Genomic DNA, 18,864 nt, shown 5'->3' with positions numbered 1-18,864 from the left:
CCGAGCGGTCAGCGGGATCTCGCGTTCCCGCCGGACGATTCGTCGGCGACGGCGCCTGCCGAGTCGTCGCTCGAGGCCGCGGGCTCCTCGGACGAGCCGTGAGGCAGTCGGGTGCGCGCGGCGTCGCCATCGACGCGCGTGGCGCCCGCGTGCTCGGAGCGGTCCTCTCGCTCCGGGGCCAGGCGCACGGGGATCTCGACGGTGGCGTCCTCCTCGCCGACCTCGGCGTCGACGACCTCGATGTCGGCGGGGTCGAGCGGGGGGACGAGGTCGATCGGCGCCGTGCCCGCACGGCGCGCCGGCGGCAGGAGACTCGAGTCGCCCTCCACCTCGAAGGCGAGTTCCTCGAGCGCCGCGGCGTGACGCTCGACGCGCGCGTCGTCGCCCATCGTGCGGCTTGCGAGCAGCGCGTACGCGAGTTCCATCTCGCCCATGAGGCGGACGCGGCGCTCCAGGTTCGGGTCGGGCCTCTCGGCGCGTTCGGCGGCGTAGGCCTCGAACACGGTGTCGAACGCCTGCTGCGGCGCAGAGTTCCACAGCAGCGCGAAGTCGCGCGCGGGGTCGGCGACGCCGGCATGCTCCCAGCCGCTGATGGCGCTCACCTCACCCTCGTCGACATGGACGTCGGCGCCGCGCAGCGGCCCGTGCGTCACCGTCGTCGAGAAGCGCCACAACGCCGGCGTGTCAAGGGCCTCGCGCCAGCGGGCGATGAGGGCCGACGGCACCCGGGACGTCGCGGCGGCGCGATCGACGTCGGCGCGCAGACGCTGACGGTAGGTGTCGGCGTCGTAGGTGGCGAGGCCGGCCTCCTCGACGACGCGCGGGTCGACGCCGTGCAGGTGCGCGAGCGCCTGGCCGAGGGCACGCGCCGCGGCGGAGCGTCCGGCGAGGTGGCGCCAGTCGAGCGCCCTGCCGCGGGGGCGCGCGTAGACGGCGACGGCCGATCCCTCCTTCGGGCGGGCGGAGCCCTCGACGCGGGGCACGTCGAAGTCGACGCGTCGCGTGAGCAATTGCACGAGGGCGTCGGATGCGGCGAGTTCGGCGCCTGCGGCTCCAGTCAGCGCGGAGCGGACGAGCCAGACCCGGCCGTCGGCGCCCGTGATGTGGGCACTCTGGTAGAGGTCGCCGGCCGGCACGGGCAGGCCTTCGACCTTGATGGGGCGGATTCCGGGCACGGCGGCGTCGGCGAGGGCGGCGAGGAGCAGGGGCGAGCGCATCACCCCCACACCGTATGTCGGAGGTGGCGTCTAGCCTGGGAGGCATGCCCGACGCCACGCGACCTTTGCCCGATCTCGTCCTCGGCGACGCCGTCGTCGACCGTGATGCGCTGCGGCGCTCCGAACCGGATCTCATCGAGCGGCTGCTCGCCGTCGCGACGACGCGGGTCCTCGACGTGCGCGGCGCCTCGGTGCCGCAACGGCGCACCCAGCTGCTCTGGCGCGCACCACAGGCCGAGGATCGGCAGTGGTTCGACACCGGCGGTGTCGTCCTCTACCTCGGTCAGACGTCCCACGGCCCCGCGCTCGCCGTGCTTCGCCCGCAGGACGACGCACCGGTCCCTGCGCCGACGGGGGAGCGCCCTGGCAACGCGGCTACCGCCACGACTTCGGAGGATGACGGCGACGACGCGCCGTCGTGGCGCACCCTGCGCGACATCGGGCTCGAACTGTCGGGCGACGACCTCGCCTGCGTCACCGCGGCCGTCGCGTTGGCCCAGTGGCATGCGACGCACACGCACTGCCCGCGCTGCGGGGCGCCCACCATCGTCGTCGAGGCGGGCTGGGTGCGTCGCTGCGAAGCGGACGGTTCGCATCACTTCCCGCGCACCGACCCGGCCGTCATCATGGCGATCGTCGACGAGTCCGACCCCGACGACTCGCGCCTCCTGCTCGCCCGCGGCCCACGCTGGAAGGGCCCGCACCGTTCGGTGCTCGCGGGTTTCGTCGAGCCAGGGGAGTCGTTCGAGCAGGCCGTGGCGCGCGAGACGTTCGAGGAGTCCGGCGTCGAGGTCACCGACGTGCGCTATCTCGGCAGCCAGCCGTGGCCCTTTCCCGCCTCCCTCATGATCGGCTGCATCGCGCGTGCGGTGACGACACCGCTGCGCGCTCAGGAGGGCGAGATCGAGGAGATCGGGTGGTACTCGCGCGCCGACGTCCGTCAGGGCCTCGCCGACGGTTCCCTCGCGCTGCCGGGGCGCCTGTCGATCGCGCGCGCTCTCATCGAGCATTGGTACGGTGAGCCGCTCCCGTGACGGTGGCGCACGATCCGACCGACCAACCCGCCCACCCGCATCGCGACGAACGACCATTTCGAGGAGTACCTGAGCAGTGAACGAGCATGACGCCGATTCGGTGCTCGCGGGTCTGGACCCGCAGCAGCGGGAGGTCGCGGCGAACCCGCTCGGCCCGATGGTCGTCCTCGCCGGCGCGGGCACGGGCAAGACGCGCGCTATCACGCACCGCATCGCGTACGGCGTGCACTCGGGCGCTCTCGTCGGTCAGCGCACGCTGGCGGTGACGTTCACCGCGCGTGCTGCGGGCGAGATGCGCACGCGCCTTCGCGAGTTGGGCGTCCCGCAGGTCGTGGCACGCACCTTCCACGCCGCGGCGCTGAGCCAACTACGCTACTTCTGGCCGCAGGCGATCGGTGGGGGCGCGCCGGAGGTCGTCGGGACGAAGGGCAGCCTCGTCGGCGAGGCGGCGGGGCGGCTGCGTCTGCAGGTCGATCGCACCGGACTGCGCGACCTCGCCGGTGAGGTCGAGTGGGCCAAGGTCTCGATGCTCACCCCGGAGACCTACCCGGCCGCAGCACGGCGCGCCGGCCGTCAGCCCGCCGATCTCGACGTCACGGCGATGGCGCGACTGCTCGATGCCTACGAGGACGTCAAGTCCGCGCGCGGCGTCATCGACTTCGAAGACGTCCTGCTCCTGGCCGCCGGCATCCTCGCCGAGCGCGAGGACATCGCCCGTCAGGTGCGCGATCAGTACCGCCACTTCGTCGTCGACGAGTACCAGGACGTCAACACCGTCCAGCAGTACCTGCTGTCGCTGTGGGTCGGTGAGCGCAAGGATCTGTGCGTCGTCGGTGACCCGGCGCAGACGATCTACTCGTTCACCGGCGCCTCGCCGCGGCATCTGCGCACCTTCGCCCAGCGCTTCGAGGGTGCCGCGAAGGTCGAGCTCGTGCGCAACTACCGCTCCGACCCGCCCATCGTCCGCCTCGCCAACGACGTGATGAAGCGCGCCGATCAGGCGTTCGGCAGCGTGACGCTCCAGGCGCAGCGCGAGGGGGGCGTCACGCCGAAGCTCGTCACCTACCCCGACGATCCGGCGGAGGCGCGGGGCGTCGCGAAGGAGATCAAGCGGCTCCTCGCCGACGGCGTGAAGGCCAGCGGCATCGCCGTCCTGTATCGCACCAACGCGCAGTCCGAGGCCTTCGAGACGGCGCTCGCCGACGCCGGCGTTCCCTACCAGATACGCGGCGGTGAACGCTTCTTCCACCGCGACGAGGTGCGCAAGGCCGTCCTGCTCATGCGCGGCGCGGCCCGCAGCGACGACGGCTCGAAACCGTTGCCCGACGTCGTCGCCGACGTCCTGAGCGGCGCCGGCTGGTCGCAGCAGGCGCCCGCGGCGGGGGCGAGCCGTGAACGGTGGGAGTCGCTGCAGTCCCTCGCGGAACTGAGCAAGGACGTCGCCCGCACCGTCCCCGGCGCGCGGTTGCGCGACTTCGTCGCCGAGCTCGACCGACGTGCGTCCGAGCAGCACGCGCCGAAGGTCGAGGGCGTGACGCTCGCGTCGCTGCACGCGGCCAAGGGACTCGAGTGGGACGCGGTGTTCTTCGTCGGCGCGAGCGACGGGCTGCTGCCCATCATGATGGCGAGTGCGCCCGAGGCGATCGAGGAGGAGCGGCGTCTCATGTACGTCGGCATCACGCGTGCGCGCCGTTTCCTGCAGCTCAGCTACTCGCGCAGCCGCCACGAAGGTGGCCGGGCGTCGCGCAACCCGTCACGCTTCCTCGACGGGCTGGGCGACTCGCTCGACGGCGCCGTCGTCGCGGCGACGAAGACGAAGCGCGCCGCGCCCGCCCCCAAGCGCTCGACGGCGAAGTGCCGCACCTGCGGCAAGGATCTGTACTCCGCGCCCGAGCGCAAGATCGGCCGCTGCACCGAATGCCCTGCGACCTATGACGAGGCCCAGTTCGAGGCGCTGCGCGAATGGCGCGCCGCGGTCGCGAAGCGAGACAAGGTACCGGCGTTCGTCGTCTTCACCGACGCGACGCTCGTCGCCATCGCCGAGACGCTGCCGGCGAACCCCGCCGGCCTGCGCGCCATCGCGGGGGTCGGCAACACCAAGATCTCCAAGTACGGCGCGTCCGTCCTCGCCGTCCTGGGCGGCGCGAAACCGCTCGACGAGGTCGAGAAGCCGTCGCATTTCGGCGACTTCGACCCGGCCTGAGAAGCCGCCGAAGAACTTTCTCGATAATTCGGTTGCTCCCTTCTCGCGGGCGCCGCTAGCCTGAGACCACTTCGCGCCGCGCCTTGGGTGCGCCGCGAACGATCCGCACGAACGAACCGAGTTCGCCCGACGCGAACCGCCGACCCAGGAGGTGCCTCATGGACATCATCACGACGATGACGACGTACGCCGCCTCCCTGCGTGCTTCCCTGCGCCCGAGCGCTCAGGCGTTCCTCCTCGATCTTTCGGGGGAGACGTCTGCCCAGGCCGTCATCGGCTCAGGGCTGCACGCCGCCGGCATCAATGGCTCTGAAGCCCGCCACATCTTCCACGAGGTGGGCGTGCCGTTCAGCGCCGAGCGTCGCCCCCACACCCCTCGGTTCTTCCCGCTCTCCTGCACGGCGCAGGTGGTCTAGCCACCTGCGAACGTCAGCGAAAGCCGCGAGATCCGAACCCGGGTCCGCGGCTTCTTTCGTGTGACGAACCGATCCAGCATCGAGCGTCTTCGCGAACGAGGCTCAGGGCCCCCACCAGAAACTCCCCGACACCGGGGCCCACATCCTTTCCGGAGCAAGAGCGAGAGACCGACATGACTGCAATGTTCGAAGACCTGATATCCGACGCCCTGATACCCCTGGCGGGCGGTGACGTCGACACGCCGTGCGCCACCGCTGACCCCGAGCTGTGGTTCGCGCAGTCCCCGGCGGACGTCGAGTTCGCCAAGGCGCTCTGCGCCACCTGCCCCGCGGCGCAGCTGTGTCTCGCGGGCGCGAAGGAGCGTCAGGAGCCATGGGGCGTGTGGGGCGGTGAGCTGTTCGAACGCGGCGTCGTCGTGCCGCGCAAGCGCCCGCGTGGGCGTCCGCGCAAGAACGCCGCGTGAGCGCTACCGCCCGCCCCGAAGCGCGCGATGACCCGGGGTACCGATGCACCCGACACGCTGCCCGAGCTGCTGCTCAGGCAGCGTCTCGGCATGTCGGGGTGCACGACCACAGGCGGTGCTCGACGTGCGGCGCGGCCATGTCGAAGGTGAGACTGATCGAGCAGGCCGTGACGTTGCCCGCCGCGAACGCCCGGACGAACAACCCGGCCGCACCCGCGGCGAAGGCGAACAGGGCGGGGCTGAGGGCGGCGTCTGGGCGCCGCGTCCCGCTCGAATAGGCCGGGTTGACGCACCCGGCGCACGCGCCGCCTGCGCCAGCGACGGGGCCGACGGTGACGGTGCGAGCCGTGAACGCGAGCGGCAGGACGGCCGGCGCCGGGCCGGTCAGCGGGCCGGGCAGATCGGGGACGTCACCCAGTTCTTCGTAACGCCACGGCAGCGCCCCGATGAGCAGATCGGGCGCGGATGCACTCGCGCGGCCGTCCCACACCCCGGCCCCGTCGCACAGCGGGGCGACGACGTCGAGGACGGCTCGTTCGAGCGCCGCAGGACCGGTGACGAGGGTGCGCGTCGTGCGTCGCGGGCGGTGGGTGACGGCGGCGACGAGGTCGCGCCAGCCTGCGTCGTGGGCGGGGGCACCGGAACCGGGTTCGGGGTCGGTGAGGGCGTGCAGCGAGGTGTCGTCGAGGTCGTTCAGCACGAGGTGACGCAGGGCGCGGCGCTCGGCGACGTGGGGACGCGGCGTGATGACGGTGTCGGACACGAGAGGCTCCTGTGGGTGGGTGACGCGGATGGGACGGATACCGAGGACGGCGAGTGGGTGGCGAGGGCACGGTCGGGCGCCCACGCGAACGGTTGGCCGGCGCACCAGAGCAGGTGATCCAGCACGACGGGCCGTGCCCGTCATGTCTTCGAGCCTGCCTCGCGCGCGCAGATCGCCGCAGGGCTCGTCCACAGGCGTCACACCTGGGGATGACGCAGGATCCCGGGGTTGTCAGTCGCTGTCGATAGCCTCGGGGCATGCCGAGAACCACCGCCCCCGCGCCCACGCGAATCACCGTCGACGGTCAGGACGTCGAGATCCGGCGTAGCGCGCGCCGCACGCGATCCGTGCAGGCACGCTTCGAGGACGGCGTCGTCGTCGTGCTCGCCCCGGCGACGCTCTCGGCGCGCGAGGAGACACGCATCGTCGAAGATCTCGTGCGCAAGATGCTGCGCAAGAGTCGCTCGCAGCGCAACGACGACACCCTGATGCGGCGAGCCGTGGCGCTCAGCCGACGCTTCGTGCCCGGCGCGCCCGAGCCTGCCTCGGTGCGGTGGGTGTCGAACATGACGACCAGGTGGGCGTCGTGCTCACCGGGGGATGCTTCGATCCGGCTCTCCGACGCGATGGTCGGCATGCCCGACTACGTCGTCGACGCGGTGCTCCTGCACGAGGTCACGCACCTGCTCGAGCGCGGGCACGGGCCGCGCTTCCAGGAGATCGTGCGCCGCTACCCGGAGCACGAACGCGCCCAGGCCTTCCTCGCCGGCGCCTCGTTCGGGGCACGCCGTGCCGCGCCCGCGCCGTCGGCGTCACTCGATGACGACCTCGGCGAAGAGGAAGGAGACGTCGCCGACCCGACGAGGGAGCCGTGACGGCCGCGTCGATCGCGGCCGAGTGGGCTCAGAGCCCGGGGTTGGCGCGGACGCGCTCGCATGCGAGGGCGATGGCCTCGCGCAGCGCCGGTTCGGCATCCTCGGGCAGGGCGTCGACGTCGAACCAACGCACATCGTCGGATTCGTCGCTCACCGTGAGGGATTCGCCGCCTGCCACGGCGACGTACCGCACGTCGAGGTGTTCCGTGCACCATCCGAACGCCCCGTCGAGAGCATGGATGTCGACGGCGAGCAGCCCAGGCAGCAGCCGCAGGTCGGCGAGGCCGGATTCTTCGAGGCCCTCCCGCAGGGCCGCCGCCTCGAGCGTTGCGTCGCCGCACTCGAGGTGCCCGCCGAACTGGAACCACCGCTTCGCCTTCGCGTGCAGCGTCAGCGCCACGCGGCGGGCGTCGGCATCGACGACGACCAGCGACGTCGTGAAGTGGGCTCGGCTGTGATGACGCCACATTGCTGTCGCATCGAGTCGCAGGGTCTCGACCATGCGGGCGCGCATCTGCTCCTGCGGCGGGCTCGGGGCCGTCCAGGTGCTCAGGTCGGCGAGCGCCTGCGAGTGCAGCGCCGTGAACTGTTCGGGCATGGCGGGCTCGGCGCGCGACGACGGGGCCGAACGGGTCTCGACCCGCCCGGCCCCGTGGTCGGATGTCGTGGAGTGGTTCACGCGCCCGGCGTTCCACCCTGCGTCGGATCGTCCTGGCCGTCTCCGTCGCCGGCGCCGCCTTCGTCCTCCGACGTGCCACCCTTCGCGCTGCCCGCCGAGTCGACCTCACCGGGGGCCTCGTCCGCGCGGTCGTCCAGACCGTCATGACGCGGATCGCGCGGGTTCATGGCGGCCTGCTCACCGGACGCGGCACCGGCCGACGCGTCATCCGACGACGAACGGCCCGTCGATGAACCGCCGTAGCCTTCACCGCCGGCCGAACTCGACTCGCCCATCTCGGCGAGCCCCTGGGCCAGCAGCGCGTCGAGGGCGTCGTCCATCTCATCGCGGCCCGTCTCGGGAGTCTCCTCGCCGCTCGCGCGCGCGATGAACGTCGACGGGTCGTCGAGGTCGGTGGCGCTGGGAACGTGGTCGGGGTGCGACCACACGCCGTCGCGGGTGGCGGCGTCCGTCGCGTCGGTCAGCTGCGTCCACAGCGCTGCCGCTTCACGCAGGCGGCGCGGGCGCAGTTCGAGCCCGACGAGCGAGCTGAAGACCTTCTCGGCCGGGCCGGCGGAGGCGCGACGGCGACGCACGACCTCGGCGAGGGCCGCGGCGTTCGGCAGGTGCTGCGCGACCGCGGCGTCGGTGACGACGTCGACCCACCCCTCGACGAGAGCGAGCAGGTTCTCCAGGTGAGCGAGCGTGCGCTTCTGCGCATCCGACGGTTCGGGGGAGAACAGGTTGCCGGCGAGCGCTCCCTGCAGGGCCTCGGCGTCCTGCGGGTCGATGTCGCGCAGCTTCTCCTCGATGGCGTCGGTGTCGATGCGGATGTCACCGGCGTACGTCTGGACGGCGGCGATGAGGGCCGCGTCGAGCCACGGCACGCGCTCGTACAGGCGCACGCGGGCGGCCTCGCGCACCGCGAGGTAGAGGTGCACCTCGCCGGCGTCGAGCTCGAGGCCGTCGGCGAACGACGCGACGTTGTGCGGCAGGATCGTGACGGCGTTGGGGCGCAGTAGCGGCAGGCCGACCTCGGTGCCGGTGACGCTCTCCTTCGCGAGCGCGCCGATGGCCTGGCCGACCTGCACGCCGAACATCTGCGCACTCATCTGCTTGAGCATCGGCGTCATCTGAGCGCTGAGGCTGGAGATGTCGAAGCCTGGCGGCAACATGCCCTCGGGGATGCCGAGCTGCGACAGGTCGCTCGCGTCGAACGAGCCGAGCTGCTTCATCATCGCGTCTGCGACGGCGTTGCCGACGCCGCCCGCGACGGGTTCGACGACCTTGCGCCAGGTCGGCATCGTCGCCTCGACCCATTCGCTGCGCGACAGGGCACGGGCCGGGGCGCCGGGAGCGGCGAAGTCGGTGACCGCGTCGAGCCACAGGTTGGCGACGGCCGCGACCTGCGCGACGTCGCTCTTCGTCGAGGTGGGCACGCTCGGGTCACCCTCCGCGGAGACGACCTGGCGCGCGACGTTCGCCGCGAGCTGTTCGTTGAACGCCGAGCCCGAGTCGCCGCTCATCATCGCCTGCAGCTGCGCCTGCATCATCCCCATCTGCGCCGGGTCCATCGAACCCATGCCCATCTGGCGCAGCGCATCCATCATCTGCGGGTCGGGCGTGCCCCCACCCATGAGGCCGCGCAGCATCTCCTCGAGACCGTCGCCGCCGTTCGCGTCACCGCGCTCGTCGTCGTCCTTGCGGCCGCCGTAGGGGTTCATCGGGTTGTGGTCATCAGCCATGGTGCGCACCTTCCGAGAGGTTCGTGTCCGTCTGGAGCCGACACTACCGGCCGTCGTCGGCGCCGCGCGTGCGGCGGGCAGGCCTGAGCGGGCGCCCGCGCCGCTGTGGGCAGGTGAGAGGATGACGGCTGTTCGACTCCTTCGTGACGTACAACAGCGAGAGGCGCCCATGAGTTCCCGAACCGTCGACGCGGCCGAGCGCCGCCCGTCACGCTGGGCGTCGATGCGCACGCGGACCAAGGTGATGCTGGCGATCTTCGTCGTCGTGCTCCTCGCCGTGGTCGCAGGCTTCGGCATCAAGGTGCCCTACGTCATCCTGCGCCCCGGCCCGGCGCCGAACACCCTCGGCACCTTCGAGGGAAAGAAGGTGTTGACGCTGAGCGGCGCGAAGACCTACCCGACCTCGGGCGGCCTGCACTTCACGACGGTCTCGATGGTCGGCGGCCCCGGCAACCGCCCCAGCCTCATCGAGTACGGGCTCGCGAAACTCGACGATCACGCGCAGATCTACGAAGAGTCGCAGCTGTTCGCGCCGCAGACCACGCGGGAGCAGGTGCAGCAGCAGAACGAGGCGGAGATGACGGGGTCGCAGTCGTCGGCCGAGGTCGTCGCCGCGCGTCAGGCGGGCTACGACGTGCCCGAGATGATCGAGATCGCCGGCATCTCCGACTCGTCGAGCGAGGCGAAGAAGCTGCTGCGCGTCAAGGACGTCATCGTCTCCGTCAACGGGGTGAAGATTGCGGATTCGCTGTCGCTGCAGCGCGAGATGAAGAAGGTCACGCCGGGGCAGAAGGTGCAGCTCGGCATCACGCGCGGCGGCAAGGCGATGACGTTCGCCGTGCCGACGACGAAGGTCGACGACCGCGCCGTCATGGGGCTCACGCTCAATCCGAAGGCGACGATGCCGTTCAAGGTGAACATCTCCGTCGGCGACGTCGGCGGCCCTAGCGCCGGCACGATGTTCGCCCTCGCGATCTACGACGAACTGACGCCCGGTGCGCTCACCGGTGGCAAGCAGATCGCGGGCACGGGCACGATGGACTCAGCCGGTGACGTCGGCGCGATCGGCGGCATCCGTGAGAAGGTCGTCGGCGCGCGCCAGGCCGGTGCGACGGCGTTCCTCGCCCCGGCCGACAACTGCGCCGAACTGAAGGGCCACGTGCCGAACGGGCTCGACGTCTACCGCGTCGCGACGATCAAGGACGCCATCTCGACGGTCGAGCACGTCGCCGACGGTTCGACGCAGGGGCTGCCGCGCTGCGGCTGAGCGCCCCTACGATGGGTCGCATGAGTGCCGTCAAGCCCGTGCTGTCCCCTCTCACCCGCGCTGCTCTCGAGACCGAGGCGCACGTCGCGACAGACGGGTGGGGTCAACCGGCGCGCCTGTTCTCCCTCGCCCGCAACGGTGAGCTGCTGCGTCGTCAGCCGGCCCTCGCGGCGATGCTCGGCGACGTCGACCCCGACGAGTTCTCCGCGATCGAGCAGGAGGGCGTCATCCGCGGTGACGACCTCGAGAAGGCGCTAGGGCACACGGCTTGGCCGGCGGACGTCGACGGGGTGGCGCTCGCAGTCGAGCGCATCATCGTGCCGCCGCAGGCCGAGATCGAGACGTTCGGTCGCGGCGGGACGAATGCGCAGCGGCTGGCGACCCACGAGCAGCGTGAGGACGTGCGCCTGCTCGTCGCGGCGCTGCGCAACGGCGAGATCATCACCCTCGTGCGACGTCGTGCCGAGGACGATGACGACAAGGTCGCGATCGGCACGAACATCGCGCCGGGGCTCGTCGAGGCCCTCAAGGCGACGCTGGCCTGATGACGTGGCCTGGCGGCGACCACCCGGCGACGACCATCTCCACGGCTCCGTGACCACTCGCATCCTCTTGCGCTCAAGTGCCCCCGGGTGCACTTGCACGCAGCGGAGAACGGGGGCAGACGCTCGAGCAGGGCACAGCGCGGAGGCGTCTCGCGAGAGGTGACGGGGCTCACGCGGCACCCGATTTGCATTCTTTGTTCATCTGCTCGTAAAGTTGAGGCATACCGACGCGGGGTGGAGCAGCTCGGTAGCTCGCCGGGCTCATAACCCGGAGGTCGCAGGTTCAAATCCTGTCCCCGCTACCACGTGGCCCGCCGCTTCTGATCTCAGAGGCGGCGGGCTTTTTTTGTCTGAGATCGTCGTGGTGATGACGTCGAGTTCAGTGCGCCGACGGTGGCTCACTGTCGAGCAGGCCGGCCACCCGAGGCGGCTGTATGAGGGAGAGTTCATGGGGCGCCGTTCGTTTCGTCGCGAGGCGTGGCTCGTGTACCTGCTCGCCTGCGCGTTCGTGACCGTCAGCGCCATCCTGCAGCTGCGCTCCTGGAACTGGACGCTGTTCGACACTCGCATCTACCTCGACGCGACGACGAAGACGCTGAACGGCACAGCCGATCTGTACGAGGGCCGGTTCGGTGACGGCTGGCCGTTCACCTATCCGCCGTTCGCCGTCCTGGCCTTCGCGCCGCTCGCCGCATTGGCGCGGTCTGTCGCGACGGCGCTGCTGACGCTCGGCAGCCTCGTCGCACTGTTCCGCATCTGCTGGTTGCTCGCGGATCGCTCGATCGCACAGTGGAGGCTGGGGGAGCGAGCCCCGGCCCCCGGCTTGGCGACGGGAGCCCTCACGCCCCTCGTCGCCGCGGGTGGGGTGCTGCTCGCCGCGCGCTCGGACGCCGTCGGCGGCACGCTCGCCTTCGGCCAGATCAACCTCGTCATGGCCTGGTTCGTCGTCGAGGACTACCTCGGTCTCGGCCGCCGGCGCCTCGCGGGGGCTCGGCTGTCAGGCGTGCTCACCGGCCTGGCTGCGGGCGTCAAGGTGACGCCGGCGCTCGCCGCCGTCCCACGCCTGTTCACCCGCGACCACGCGAGCGCCCTGCGCGCGCTGGGGGCGGGCGTCGTCACCGTTGGCGTCTCGGCGATCGTGCTGCCGCACGAGGTCGTCACGTACTTCACGTCGGCGTTGTGGGACACGAGCCGGCCCGGCGCGCCGGAGAGTGAGTGGAACCAGTCGCTGTCGGGCCTCGTCGCGCGCGTCATGCACGACGTGCCGGGCGCCGGCCTCGTCCGCCTGCTCGTCATCGCGGCGGCGCTCGTCGCGGGGGTGTTCGTCACGGCCGCGCTGCTGCGTCGTGACGACGACGTGGGCGCGGTCCTCGTCATCTTCGTCACGACGGGCGCGGTCAGCCCGATCACCTGGTACCACCACCTCGTCCTCGTTCCGCTGTTCGCCGTGTGGGCGATCCTCGCGACGCGCGGTTGGGCCAAGGGGCTGTACCCGGCGATCGCGGCGCAGGCTTTCCTGCTCGGGCTCTGGGTGCTCACCGGGATGTACCAGAGCGTGCCGCGCGACAACGGAGCCGAACTGCACCACGACCCTCTCGAGACCTTCATCAGCGAGGCCGTCCCGGTGCTCAGCCTGACGATCCTCCTGACGCTCGCCGCCGCGATCGCGCGCAGCAGACGGGCAACACAGCCGCACCCGACGCGCTGACGTCGTCCGGTCGCCGGCCGATTCACCAGCATGCCACCTGCTCGGGGCTCGAACCTGAGCCATCGTGTGAGCTCGCGTCGCGTCGTGGGCACCTGATTCGTCTCGGTTGGGGGCTGATGGGTCGTCTGCGCGACGGGTCGGTCACGGAATCTCGCGTGAGCCGTTCGGCCATGCCCGTGCCCGCGAGCGCGGCCGCGGCGACCTCCGACGACGCGATGCTCGCCTGGGCCATCAAGCACGGGACGGCGGCGGAACGACGCGACATCGCCGGAAGCATCGGTGTCACCTACCCGGCGGCCGCCGCGTTCCTCGGCACGACGTGTGACAGGGGCCACGGCTATGCCGGGGTGGGTCGTCAACTTCGCGAACACGCCGGCGCGGTGGAACGTCACCCTCGACGGGTCGGCTACGCGGGCGCTCAGGTTCGGCCCGCGAGCCATGACTATGGCGCACTCGGGGTGCCGGACGGGCGCCACACACTCGCGTTCGTCGACCCCCGCACCGGCGCGGTCGCTGCGAAGATCGCGACGGACCTGCACTGCGGTACTCCGGCCGGCGGTACACCCACGTCCGGATGGTCACCGACCGGGCCGGTCGAGGACGGTTCGATTCCGGCGACCCACCCGAGCTCGACGCTGCCGCCACCTGCGAGGCGCCCCAGCCAGACGCCTCCGGGCGTCGGCCCGGTCGTCGAGACCGACCACGTATCGAGCGATCGCGGCCCGGGCGTGCTGGTCGTGTCGTTCCTCGGTGCAGCGGGTGCACTGCTGGGCGCGAGGCGCCGCCTGCGCCGCGCCCGATGAGCGACGAGCGCGATCAGCGACGAGCGCGAACCGCACGCCTGAGCACGGGGGCAGGCGCTCAGGGTCGAGACGCCACGACGCGCGCCCGGTCGTAGGACGACGCCGCGGGCGAACCCAACGCAGGATGGCGACGAACTCACAGGGAGGCAGCGTATGACGTGCCTCCCTGTGAGTCAGTCGCCATCCGGCTGGGCGCCGCGAGATCTGCGAGCCGGCCCAGCGTCGGTGCAGGGAGGTGGCTTACCCTGGCGCCCATGAGCATGACGTCGGGGGTGGAGGGCAGCGTCCGCATCGATGCCTGGTTGTGGGCTGTCCGGTTGTACAAGACCCGCTCGGCGGCGACGACCGCGTGTCGCGCCGGGCACGTCCGCATGAACGGTGCGACCGTCAAGCCGTCGACGAGCGTGACGGTGGGCGCCGATCTCCGCGTGCGTCAGCAGGGCTTCGACCGCATCGTGCATGTCACGGGCCTGGTCAAGAAGCGCGTCGGGGCGCCCGTCGCGGCGCAGTGCTACGTCGAGTCGACGCCGCCGCGCCAGCGCGAGACCATCCCGCAGATCCCGGTGCGTGACCGCGGCGCTGGGCGTCCGACGAAGAAAGACCGCCGTGAGATGGAGCGCCTGCGTCACGGGGGAGCGCGGTGAGTGATCAGGGTGCGCAGGCCGACGGTGATCAGTGCGCCGGAGGGCATGCCGGCAACTCACCTGCGTTGACCACGGTGAACGCGGTCGATGATCAAGAGAAGGGCGGCTCGAGCTGGCCAAGGGCACGATTCGGGCGAAGCGCCGTCGAGGATCGGTCGGGAAGCAAGTCGAAACGCTGGGTGACGAGGCCCGCAGGCCGCGTTCGTCGCGTGCTCGGTGTCGTCATCGCGCTCGCGTGCCTGCTCACTGCCGCGCTGTGCGCTCTCATGTGGTGCGACGTGCTCATCGGTAACGTCGTGCCCGTTCTGCAGGCGCTCACGCCGGTCTGGGTGCTGATCGCCGCGGTGATGCTCGTCGCGGCGGTGCTCGTACGCCGGCGCGCGGCGCTCCTCGCGGCGCTTCCCATGCTCGTCGCCGCAACGGCGGCAGGCGTGGCACTCGCGCAGCATCCGAGCCCGCCGTCGTCGGTGCAGCATGCTGCCGGCCAGCGGCACCTGCGTGTCCTCGCGCTCAACCTCGAGTTCGGAGGCGCTGACGCAGGCGCCGTCGCCGCTGAGGTCGCCCGGGTGCGCCCGGACGTCGTCGTCATGCCCGAGACAACGGCCGTGAAGCTGCGCCTGCTCGACGCCGCGGGTCTGGGTGGGCGGCTGCCGTACCGCGCCTCGGGGCTCGTCGACGACGGCTCACGCGGCACGGCCGTCCTGTCGCGCTACCCGCTGCACACGCTTGACGACGGCCGCCACCTCGGCCCCTACGATCTGCAGATGCCGATCGTGACGGTCGCAGCACCCGGCGCCGATGTCACCGTGCACGGCGTGCACACCTACCCGCCGCTGCAGGACGGCGCGAACCACTGGCGCCCGCAGCTCGAGGCGCTGGGACGCTGGCAACGCGGCGAGAACGCGCCGCACCTCGTCATGGCGGGCGATTTCAACGCCTCGACGGCGCACCCGGCGTTCCGGCATCTCGCGGACGGACTCATCGACGCCTTTCCCGCCCAGCATGGCAACTGGCCGCCGACGTGGCCGCAGGACGCCGTCGTGCCGCCGTTCGCCCAGATCGACCACATCCTCACGCGTGGTTTCGTGCCCGTCGATGCGGGCACCTTCACCGTCCCCGGCACTGATCATGCCGGCGTGTGGAGCGACCTGCGCTACTGACGGAACACTCCCTGACGAACATCGCTCGGAAACGCGTCGTGGCTGACGCGTTTCCGGGCGATGTTCGAGGACTCGTGAGCCCGGCGGGCCTCACATGCTCTTGCGGCGGCGCGAGCTCCACCAGGCGATGGTCGTGCCGACCACGAAGATGGCGATCAGCGCGGCCGCGGCGATGAGCCAGTGGTCGGTGTCCCGCACCCAGAACGGATCCCACGAGCGGGAACGGCCGGGGATCGTCATGCTCGTCTTGACGTCGGCGGTCTGGGCACCCATGGCCAGGCCCCAGCGGCTCGGGAAGATGCTGCCGAGGCCGCGCATGAGCTGGCTGTCGAGATCGAACAGCCCACCCGAGAAGACCAGCGCGCCCATGATGACGATGACGAGCATCGGCATGACCTGCTCGTTCGTCTTCGCGAAGCTCGACAACGCGAGGCCGATCGCGACAGCCGCGAGCCCCGTCAGGAAGGCGAGGACGAACGTCTCGAGCGTCGTGTTGGCGAGCGCGACGGGGGCGGTCGGCGCGCCCTTGCCCGCGATGACGAGCAGGACGAGGATGGCGCACTGCACCGCGACGAGCAGCCCGTACGTGACGACCTTGCTGCCGATGTAGGCGAAGGGTGACAGTCCGACGGCCTTCTCCCGCAAGAAGATCGGGCGCTCGGCGACGAGTTCGCGGATGGTGGCGGCCAACCCCATGAAGACCGATCCCATGACGATGAGCGTCATGATCTGGGTTCCTTCAGCCCGCAGCGTCACCTTGCCGGGGTCGCCCCCGTTGGCGATGAGTTCCTGCTCGAAGAAGACCGTCTTCAGCCCGTGCGTGCCCGGTACGAGCATCGCCAGGCCCGCGAGGGCGATGGGGAGCAGCAGCATGAAGGCGACGAAGCCGCGGTCGGCCGCGATGACCCTGAACTGGCGTCGGATGAGCGTCGACAGCTGACGAAAGATCGACTGCTGACGCGGTGGCACGTCCCGCTGCGACGACGCGGACGGGCGCGGCGCGCTCAGGGGAGCGGACACCTGGCTGTCCATCATCGCCGAGGAGCGGAACACGTCCTGCGAGCGCTGCGGGTCGTCGGTGACGGTGTTGAACACATCGGCGTGATCGCTCGCCGAGAAGTAGGGCAGCATCTCGTCGGGCGGGCCGAAGTAGGCGACCCGTCCGCCCGGTGCGAGCATGAGCACCCGGTCGCACACGCCGAGGCTCGCGACGTTGTGCGTGATGACGACGACGGTGCGGCCGCCGTCGGCGAGGCCGCGCAGCGTCAGCATGACGCGCTTGTCGAGGCCCGGGTCGAGGCCGGAGGTCGGTTCGTCGAGGAAGAGCAGCGACGGGCGCGTCAGCAGCTCGAGGGCAACGGATGTGCGTTTGCGTTGGCCACCGGACAGGCGTGAGACCTGGGTGGTGGCGTGCTCCGTCAGCCCCAGTTCGTCGATGACCTCCTCGACGCGGGCCTCGCGCGACTCACGATCGAGGTCGGCGGGGAAGCGCAGCTCGGCCGCGTACCGCAGGGCCTGACGGACCGTCAGCTCGGGGTGGACGACGTCGTCCTGCGGGACGACGCCGATACGGTGGCGCAGATCCTCGTAGTTGTCGTAGAGGTCTCGTCCGTCGTAGTAGACCTCGCCCTCGGTAGCCTTCTGGGCACCGATGAGGGCCTTGAGCAGCGTCGACTTGCCCGCACCCGAGGGGCCGATGACGGCGACGAGGCTCGATCCTTCGAGGCCGAAACTGACGTCGTCGAGCAGCTTCTTGCCGTCGGGCAGCGAGAACGACAGGTGGTTGGCGACGAAGGTGACGTCACCTTCGTCCTCGCTCGCGACGAGACGCCCGTTCTTCAACGTGAATCGGGTGTGGCCGACGGCGAGCAGGTCGTCCTCGCGCAAGGTGCCGCGGGTGATGCGCGCACCGTTGATGTAGGTGCCGTTGCTGCTGCCGAGATCCTCGACGGCGAAGCTGTCGCCCTGCGGCACGAGGCGGGCGTGACGCCGGCTCGCGAGCAGGTCGCGCACGACGATCTCGTTCTCGGTGCCGCGACCGATGGTGATGGTGCCCGACGGCAGGGCCATGGCCTGCGGGACGGCGCCCTGGACGGTCAGGCGGCCGGTGGGTTCGGGCTCGAGCTGCCCGGTCCATCCCTGGAACACGTCGCCGCTCGCACGTCGCTCGGCGGGGGCCTGCGGGGGGCGGGGCAGCCGGATCGGGCCGGTCTTCAGGCTCGAACCGGTCGTGGCGTCGGGCGTGGGCGCAGCGCTCGAAGCGCCGCTGCTGCGACGCGGCATCGGCACGGAGATCGAGGTTGCCTCAGGCGGGGCCTGTGACGGGCTCGCGCCGTTCGGGTCGACACTGCGCGCGACCTGCTCACCTGCTGGGGTGGAACTTCGCGAGAACTGGACTCGCGTCCCACGGGGCCCGCCGAGTCGGACGTCCTCACCACCGCGCAGATCGCGGTAACCGTGCACGCGCTGGCCGTCGACCCAGGTGCCGTTCGAGCTGTCGAGGTCACGCACCTGCCACCCCTCGCCCTGCGCGCTCACCTGAGCGTGGCGTCGTGAGACGTCGACGTCGACGATCGTGATGTCGCAGTCGCGGCCGCGGCCGATCGTCGCGCTCTCACCTGGTTGCAACCGCACGACGTGCCCGTCGACCTGCACCGTCAGTTCTTGTATTCCCACGCTTCCCTCCCGGAGCGTTCCAGCGCCCACGGGCGCTGCTGTGGTCGATGTCCAGGTTGGATCGCGGCCGGTCCGGACGGGTGTTCGCGGCTCAGACCGAGACGAGCCAGCCGTCGCGCACCTCGAAGGTGGAGGCGCCGATGCCGATGCGGTCGCCTTCGTGCAGCAATGTCTGCTCGACGCGGCGCCCGTTGACGAACGTGCCGTTGCGCGACCCGAGATCGCGCAGCAGCAGACCCTCATCCTCCGCCGTGATGACGACGTGTCGGCGCGAGACGAGCATGTCGTCGAGCACGATGCTGTTGCTGCGGCTGCGCCCGATCGTCAGCGAGTCCTCCGGCAGATCGTCGTTCTGGCCGACGACCTGAGGCGGCGCCGACTCGTACCCGCTCGAGGAGTACCCGTTCGACGGGGGAGCCGACGCATAGCCCCCAGACGGAGGTGCGGACGGGTAACCACCCGACGGAGGTGCCGACGGGTAGCCGTTCGACGGGCTCGTCGCCTGCGCGTCGGCTGCCGGCGCGGGCACGGCTCCGACGGGTGAGGCGCCACCGCGGGGTGCCTGGTCGGCGTCGCCGTCGGCCTGGTCGTGGCGCGGCGACTCGGATGCACCGTCAGCGGGGTCGGAGCCCACCGCGTGAGGCGCCGAGGGCGCCGCGTGCTGACCTGCATCGCCGGGCGCAGGC

Annotated in this window: 17 protein-coding genes and 1 tRNA gene; 12 read left to right on the top strand and 6 right to left on the bottom strand. The window is 71.1% G+C overall.

Annotated elements, in window-relative coordinates:
- Positions 1–8: 8 nt before the first annotated feature.
- Positions 9–1,217 carry a phosphotransferase gene (locus tag HMPREF0321_RS00620; RefSeq protein WP_231729439.1) on the bottom strand — a complete coding sequence of 403 codons (1,209 nt, stop codon included), beginning with the start codon at positions 1,215–1,217 and terminating at the stop codon, positions 9–11.
- 44 nt (positions 1,218–1,261) lie between these two features.
- On the opposite strand from HMPREF0321_RS00620, the gene nudC reads away from it, so the two are divergent.
- The 4 genes from nudC to HMPREF0321_RS00600 all read left to right on the top strand — a co-directional run bounded on the left by nudC (position 1,262) and on the right by HMPREF0321_RS00600 (position 5,334).
- The gene (gene nudC / locus HMPREF0321_RS00615; protein ID WP_006943437.1) at positions 1,262–2,251 is read left to right on the top strand and encodes an NAD(+) diphosphatase; all 990 of its coding nucleotides are present in this window, start codon (positions 1,262–1,264) and stop codon (positions 2,249–2,251) included.
- Between the two features lie 76 nt (positions 2,252–2,327).
- Positions 2,328–4,454, top strand: coding sequence for an ATP-dependent DNA helicase UvrD2 (locus HMPREF0321_RS00610; RefSeq protein WP_006943415.1), 2,127 nt, complete (start codon positions 2,328–2,330; stop codon positions 4,452–4,454).
- Positions 4,455–4,612: 158 nt separating this feature from the next.
- Positions 4,613–4,870, top strand: coding sequence for a hypothetical protein (locus HMPREF0321_RS00605; protein WP_006943441.1), 258 nt, complete (start codon positions 4,613–4,615; stop codon positions 4,868–4,870).
- A 182-nt stretch (positions 4,871–5,052) separates the two neighbouring features.
- Positions 5,053–5,334, top strand: coding sequence for a WhiB family transcriptional regulator (locus HMPREF0321_RS00600; protein WP_006943409.1), 282 nt, complete (start codon positions 5,053–5,055; stop codon positions 5,332–5,334).
- A 73-nt stretch (positions 5,335–5,407) separates the two neighbouring features.
- On the opposite strand, the gene HMPREF0321_RS14510 is transcribed toward HMPREF0321_RS00600, so the two are convergent.
- Positions 5,408–6,097, bottom strand: a complete 690-nt coding sequence (locus HMPREF0321_RS14510; protein WP_050786405.1) for a hypothetical protein — start codon at positions 6,095–6,097, stop codon at positions 5,408–5,410.
- Positions 6,098–6,354: 257 nt separating this feature from the next.
- Between HMPREF0321_RS14510 and HMPREF0321_RS00590 the strand changes: the two genes are divergently transcribed.
- Positions 6,355–6,972, top strand: a complete 618-nt coding sequence (locus tag HMPREF0321_RS00590) for a M48 family metallopeptidase (protein ID WP_006943442.1) — start codon at positions 6,355–6,357, stop codon at positions 6,970–6,972.
- Between the two features lie 28 nt (positions 6,973–7,000).
- Here the strand turns inward: HMPREF0321_RS00590 and HMPREF0321_RS00585 are convergent, their stop codons facing one another.
- Positions 7,001–7,570: an NUDIX hydrolase gene (locus HMPREF0321_RS00585; protein WP_040014202.1), complete on the bottom strand. Its 570-nt coding sequence runs from the start codon at positions 7,568–7,570 to the stop codon at positions 7,001–7,003.
- A 77-nt stretch (positions 7,571–7,647) separates the two neighbouring features.
- On the bottom strand, positions 7,648–9,375 hold the full coding sequence (locus HMPREF0321_RS00580; protein WP_040014192.1) for a zinc-dependent metalloprotease: 1,728 nt from the start codon (positions 9,373–9,375) through the stop codon (positions 7,648–7,650).
- 169 nt (positions 9,376–9,544) lie between these two features.
- Here HMPREF0321_RS00580 and HMPREF0321_RS00575 point away from each other — a divergent pair, with 169 nt between their 5' ends.
- From HMPREF0321_RS00575 to HMPREF0321_RS00545, 7 genes are all read left to right on the top strand, one after another.
- Positions 9,545–10,642, top strand: a complete 1,098-nt coding sequence (locus tag HMPREF0321_RS00575) for a PDZ domain-containing protein (RefSeq protein ID WP_006943443.1) — start codon at positions 9,545–9,547, stop codon at positions 10,640–10,642.
- 20 nt (positions 10,643–10,662) lie between these two features.
- Positions 10,663–11,187: a PPA1309 family protein gene (locus HMPREF0321_RS00570; RefSeq protein ID WP_038567306.1), complete on the top strand. Its 525-nt coding sequence runs from the start codon at positions 10,663–10,665 to the stop codon at positions 11,185–11,187.
- A 228-nt stretch (positions 11,188–11,415) separates the two neighbouring features.
- Positions 11,416–11,492, top strand: a tRNA-Met gene (locus HMPREF0321_RS00565).
- Between the two features lie 143 nt (positions 11,493–11,635).
- On the top strand, positions 11,636–12,895 hold the full coding sequence (locus HMPREF0321_RS14505; RefSeq protein WP_050786404.1) for a glycosyltransferase 87 family protein: 1,260 nt from the start codon (positions 11,636–11,638) through the stop codon (positions 12,893–12,895).
- Between the two features lie 155 nt (positions 12,896–13,050).
- Positions 13,051–13,698 carry a hypothetical protein gene (locus tag HMPREF0321_RS00555; protein WP_139023501.1) on the top strand — a complete coding sequence of 216 codons (648 nt, stop codon included), beginning with the start codon at positions 13,051–13,053 and terminating at the stop codon, positions 13,696–13,698.
- Positions 13,699–13,952: 254 nt separating this feature from the next.
- Positions 13,953–14,342 (top strand): RNA-binding S4 domain-containing protein, encoded by a 390-nt coding sequence (locus tag HMPREF0321_RS00550; protein ID WP_131940690.1) that lies wholly within the window; start codon positions 13,953–13,955, stop codon positions 14,340–14,342.
- Between the two features lie 179 nt (positions 14,343–14,521).
- Complete coding sequence (locus HMPREF0321_RS00545) at positions 14,522–15,502, top strand: endonuclease/exonuclease/phosphatase family protein (protein ID WP_131940692.1); 981 nt, start codon at positions 14,522–14,524, stop codon at positions 15,500–15,502.
- A 90-nt stretch (positions 15,503–15,592) separates the two neighbouring features.
- Here HMPREF0321_RS00545 and HMPREF0321_RS00540 read toward each other — a convergent pair whose 3' ends face one another.
- On the bottom strand, positions 15,593–18,178 hold the full coding sequence (locus HMPREF0321_RS00540; protein WP_160126188.1) for an FHA domain-containing protein: 2,586 nt from the start codon (positions 18,176–18,178) through the stop codon (positions 15,593–15,595).
- A gap of 91 nt (positions 18,179–18,269) precedes the next feature.
- Positions 18,270–18,864, bottom strand: a 595-nt coding sequence (locus HMPREF0321_RS00535; protein WP_040014190.1) for an FHA domain-containing protein, incomplete at its 5' end; no start/stop codon positions are given.

Source organism: Dermacoccus sp. Ellin185, assembly GCF_000152185.1.
Taxonomy (GTDB): domain Bacteria; phylum Actinomycetota; class Actinomycetes; order Actinomycetales; family Dermatophilaceae; genus Dermacoccus; species Dermacoccus nishinomiyaensis.
Note: the sequence above shows the minus strand (reverse complement) of the source record. Positions and strands in the feature narration are given on the sequence as shown.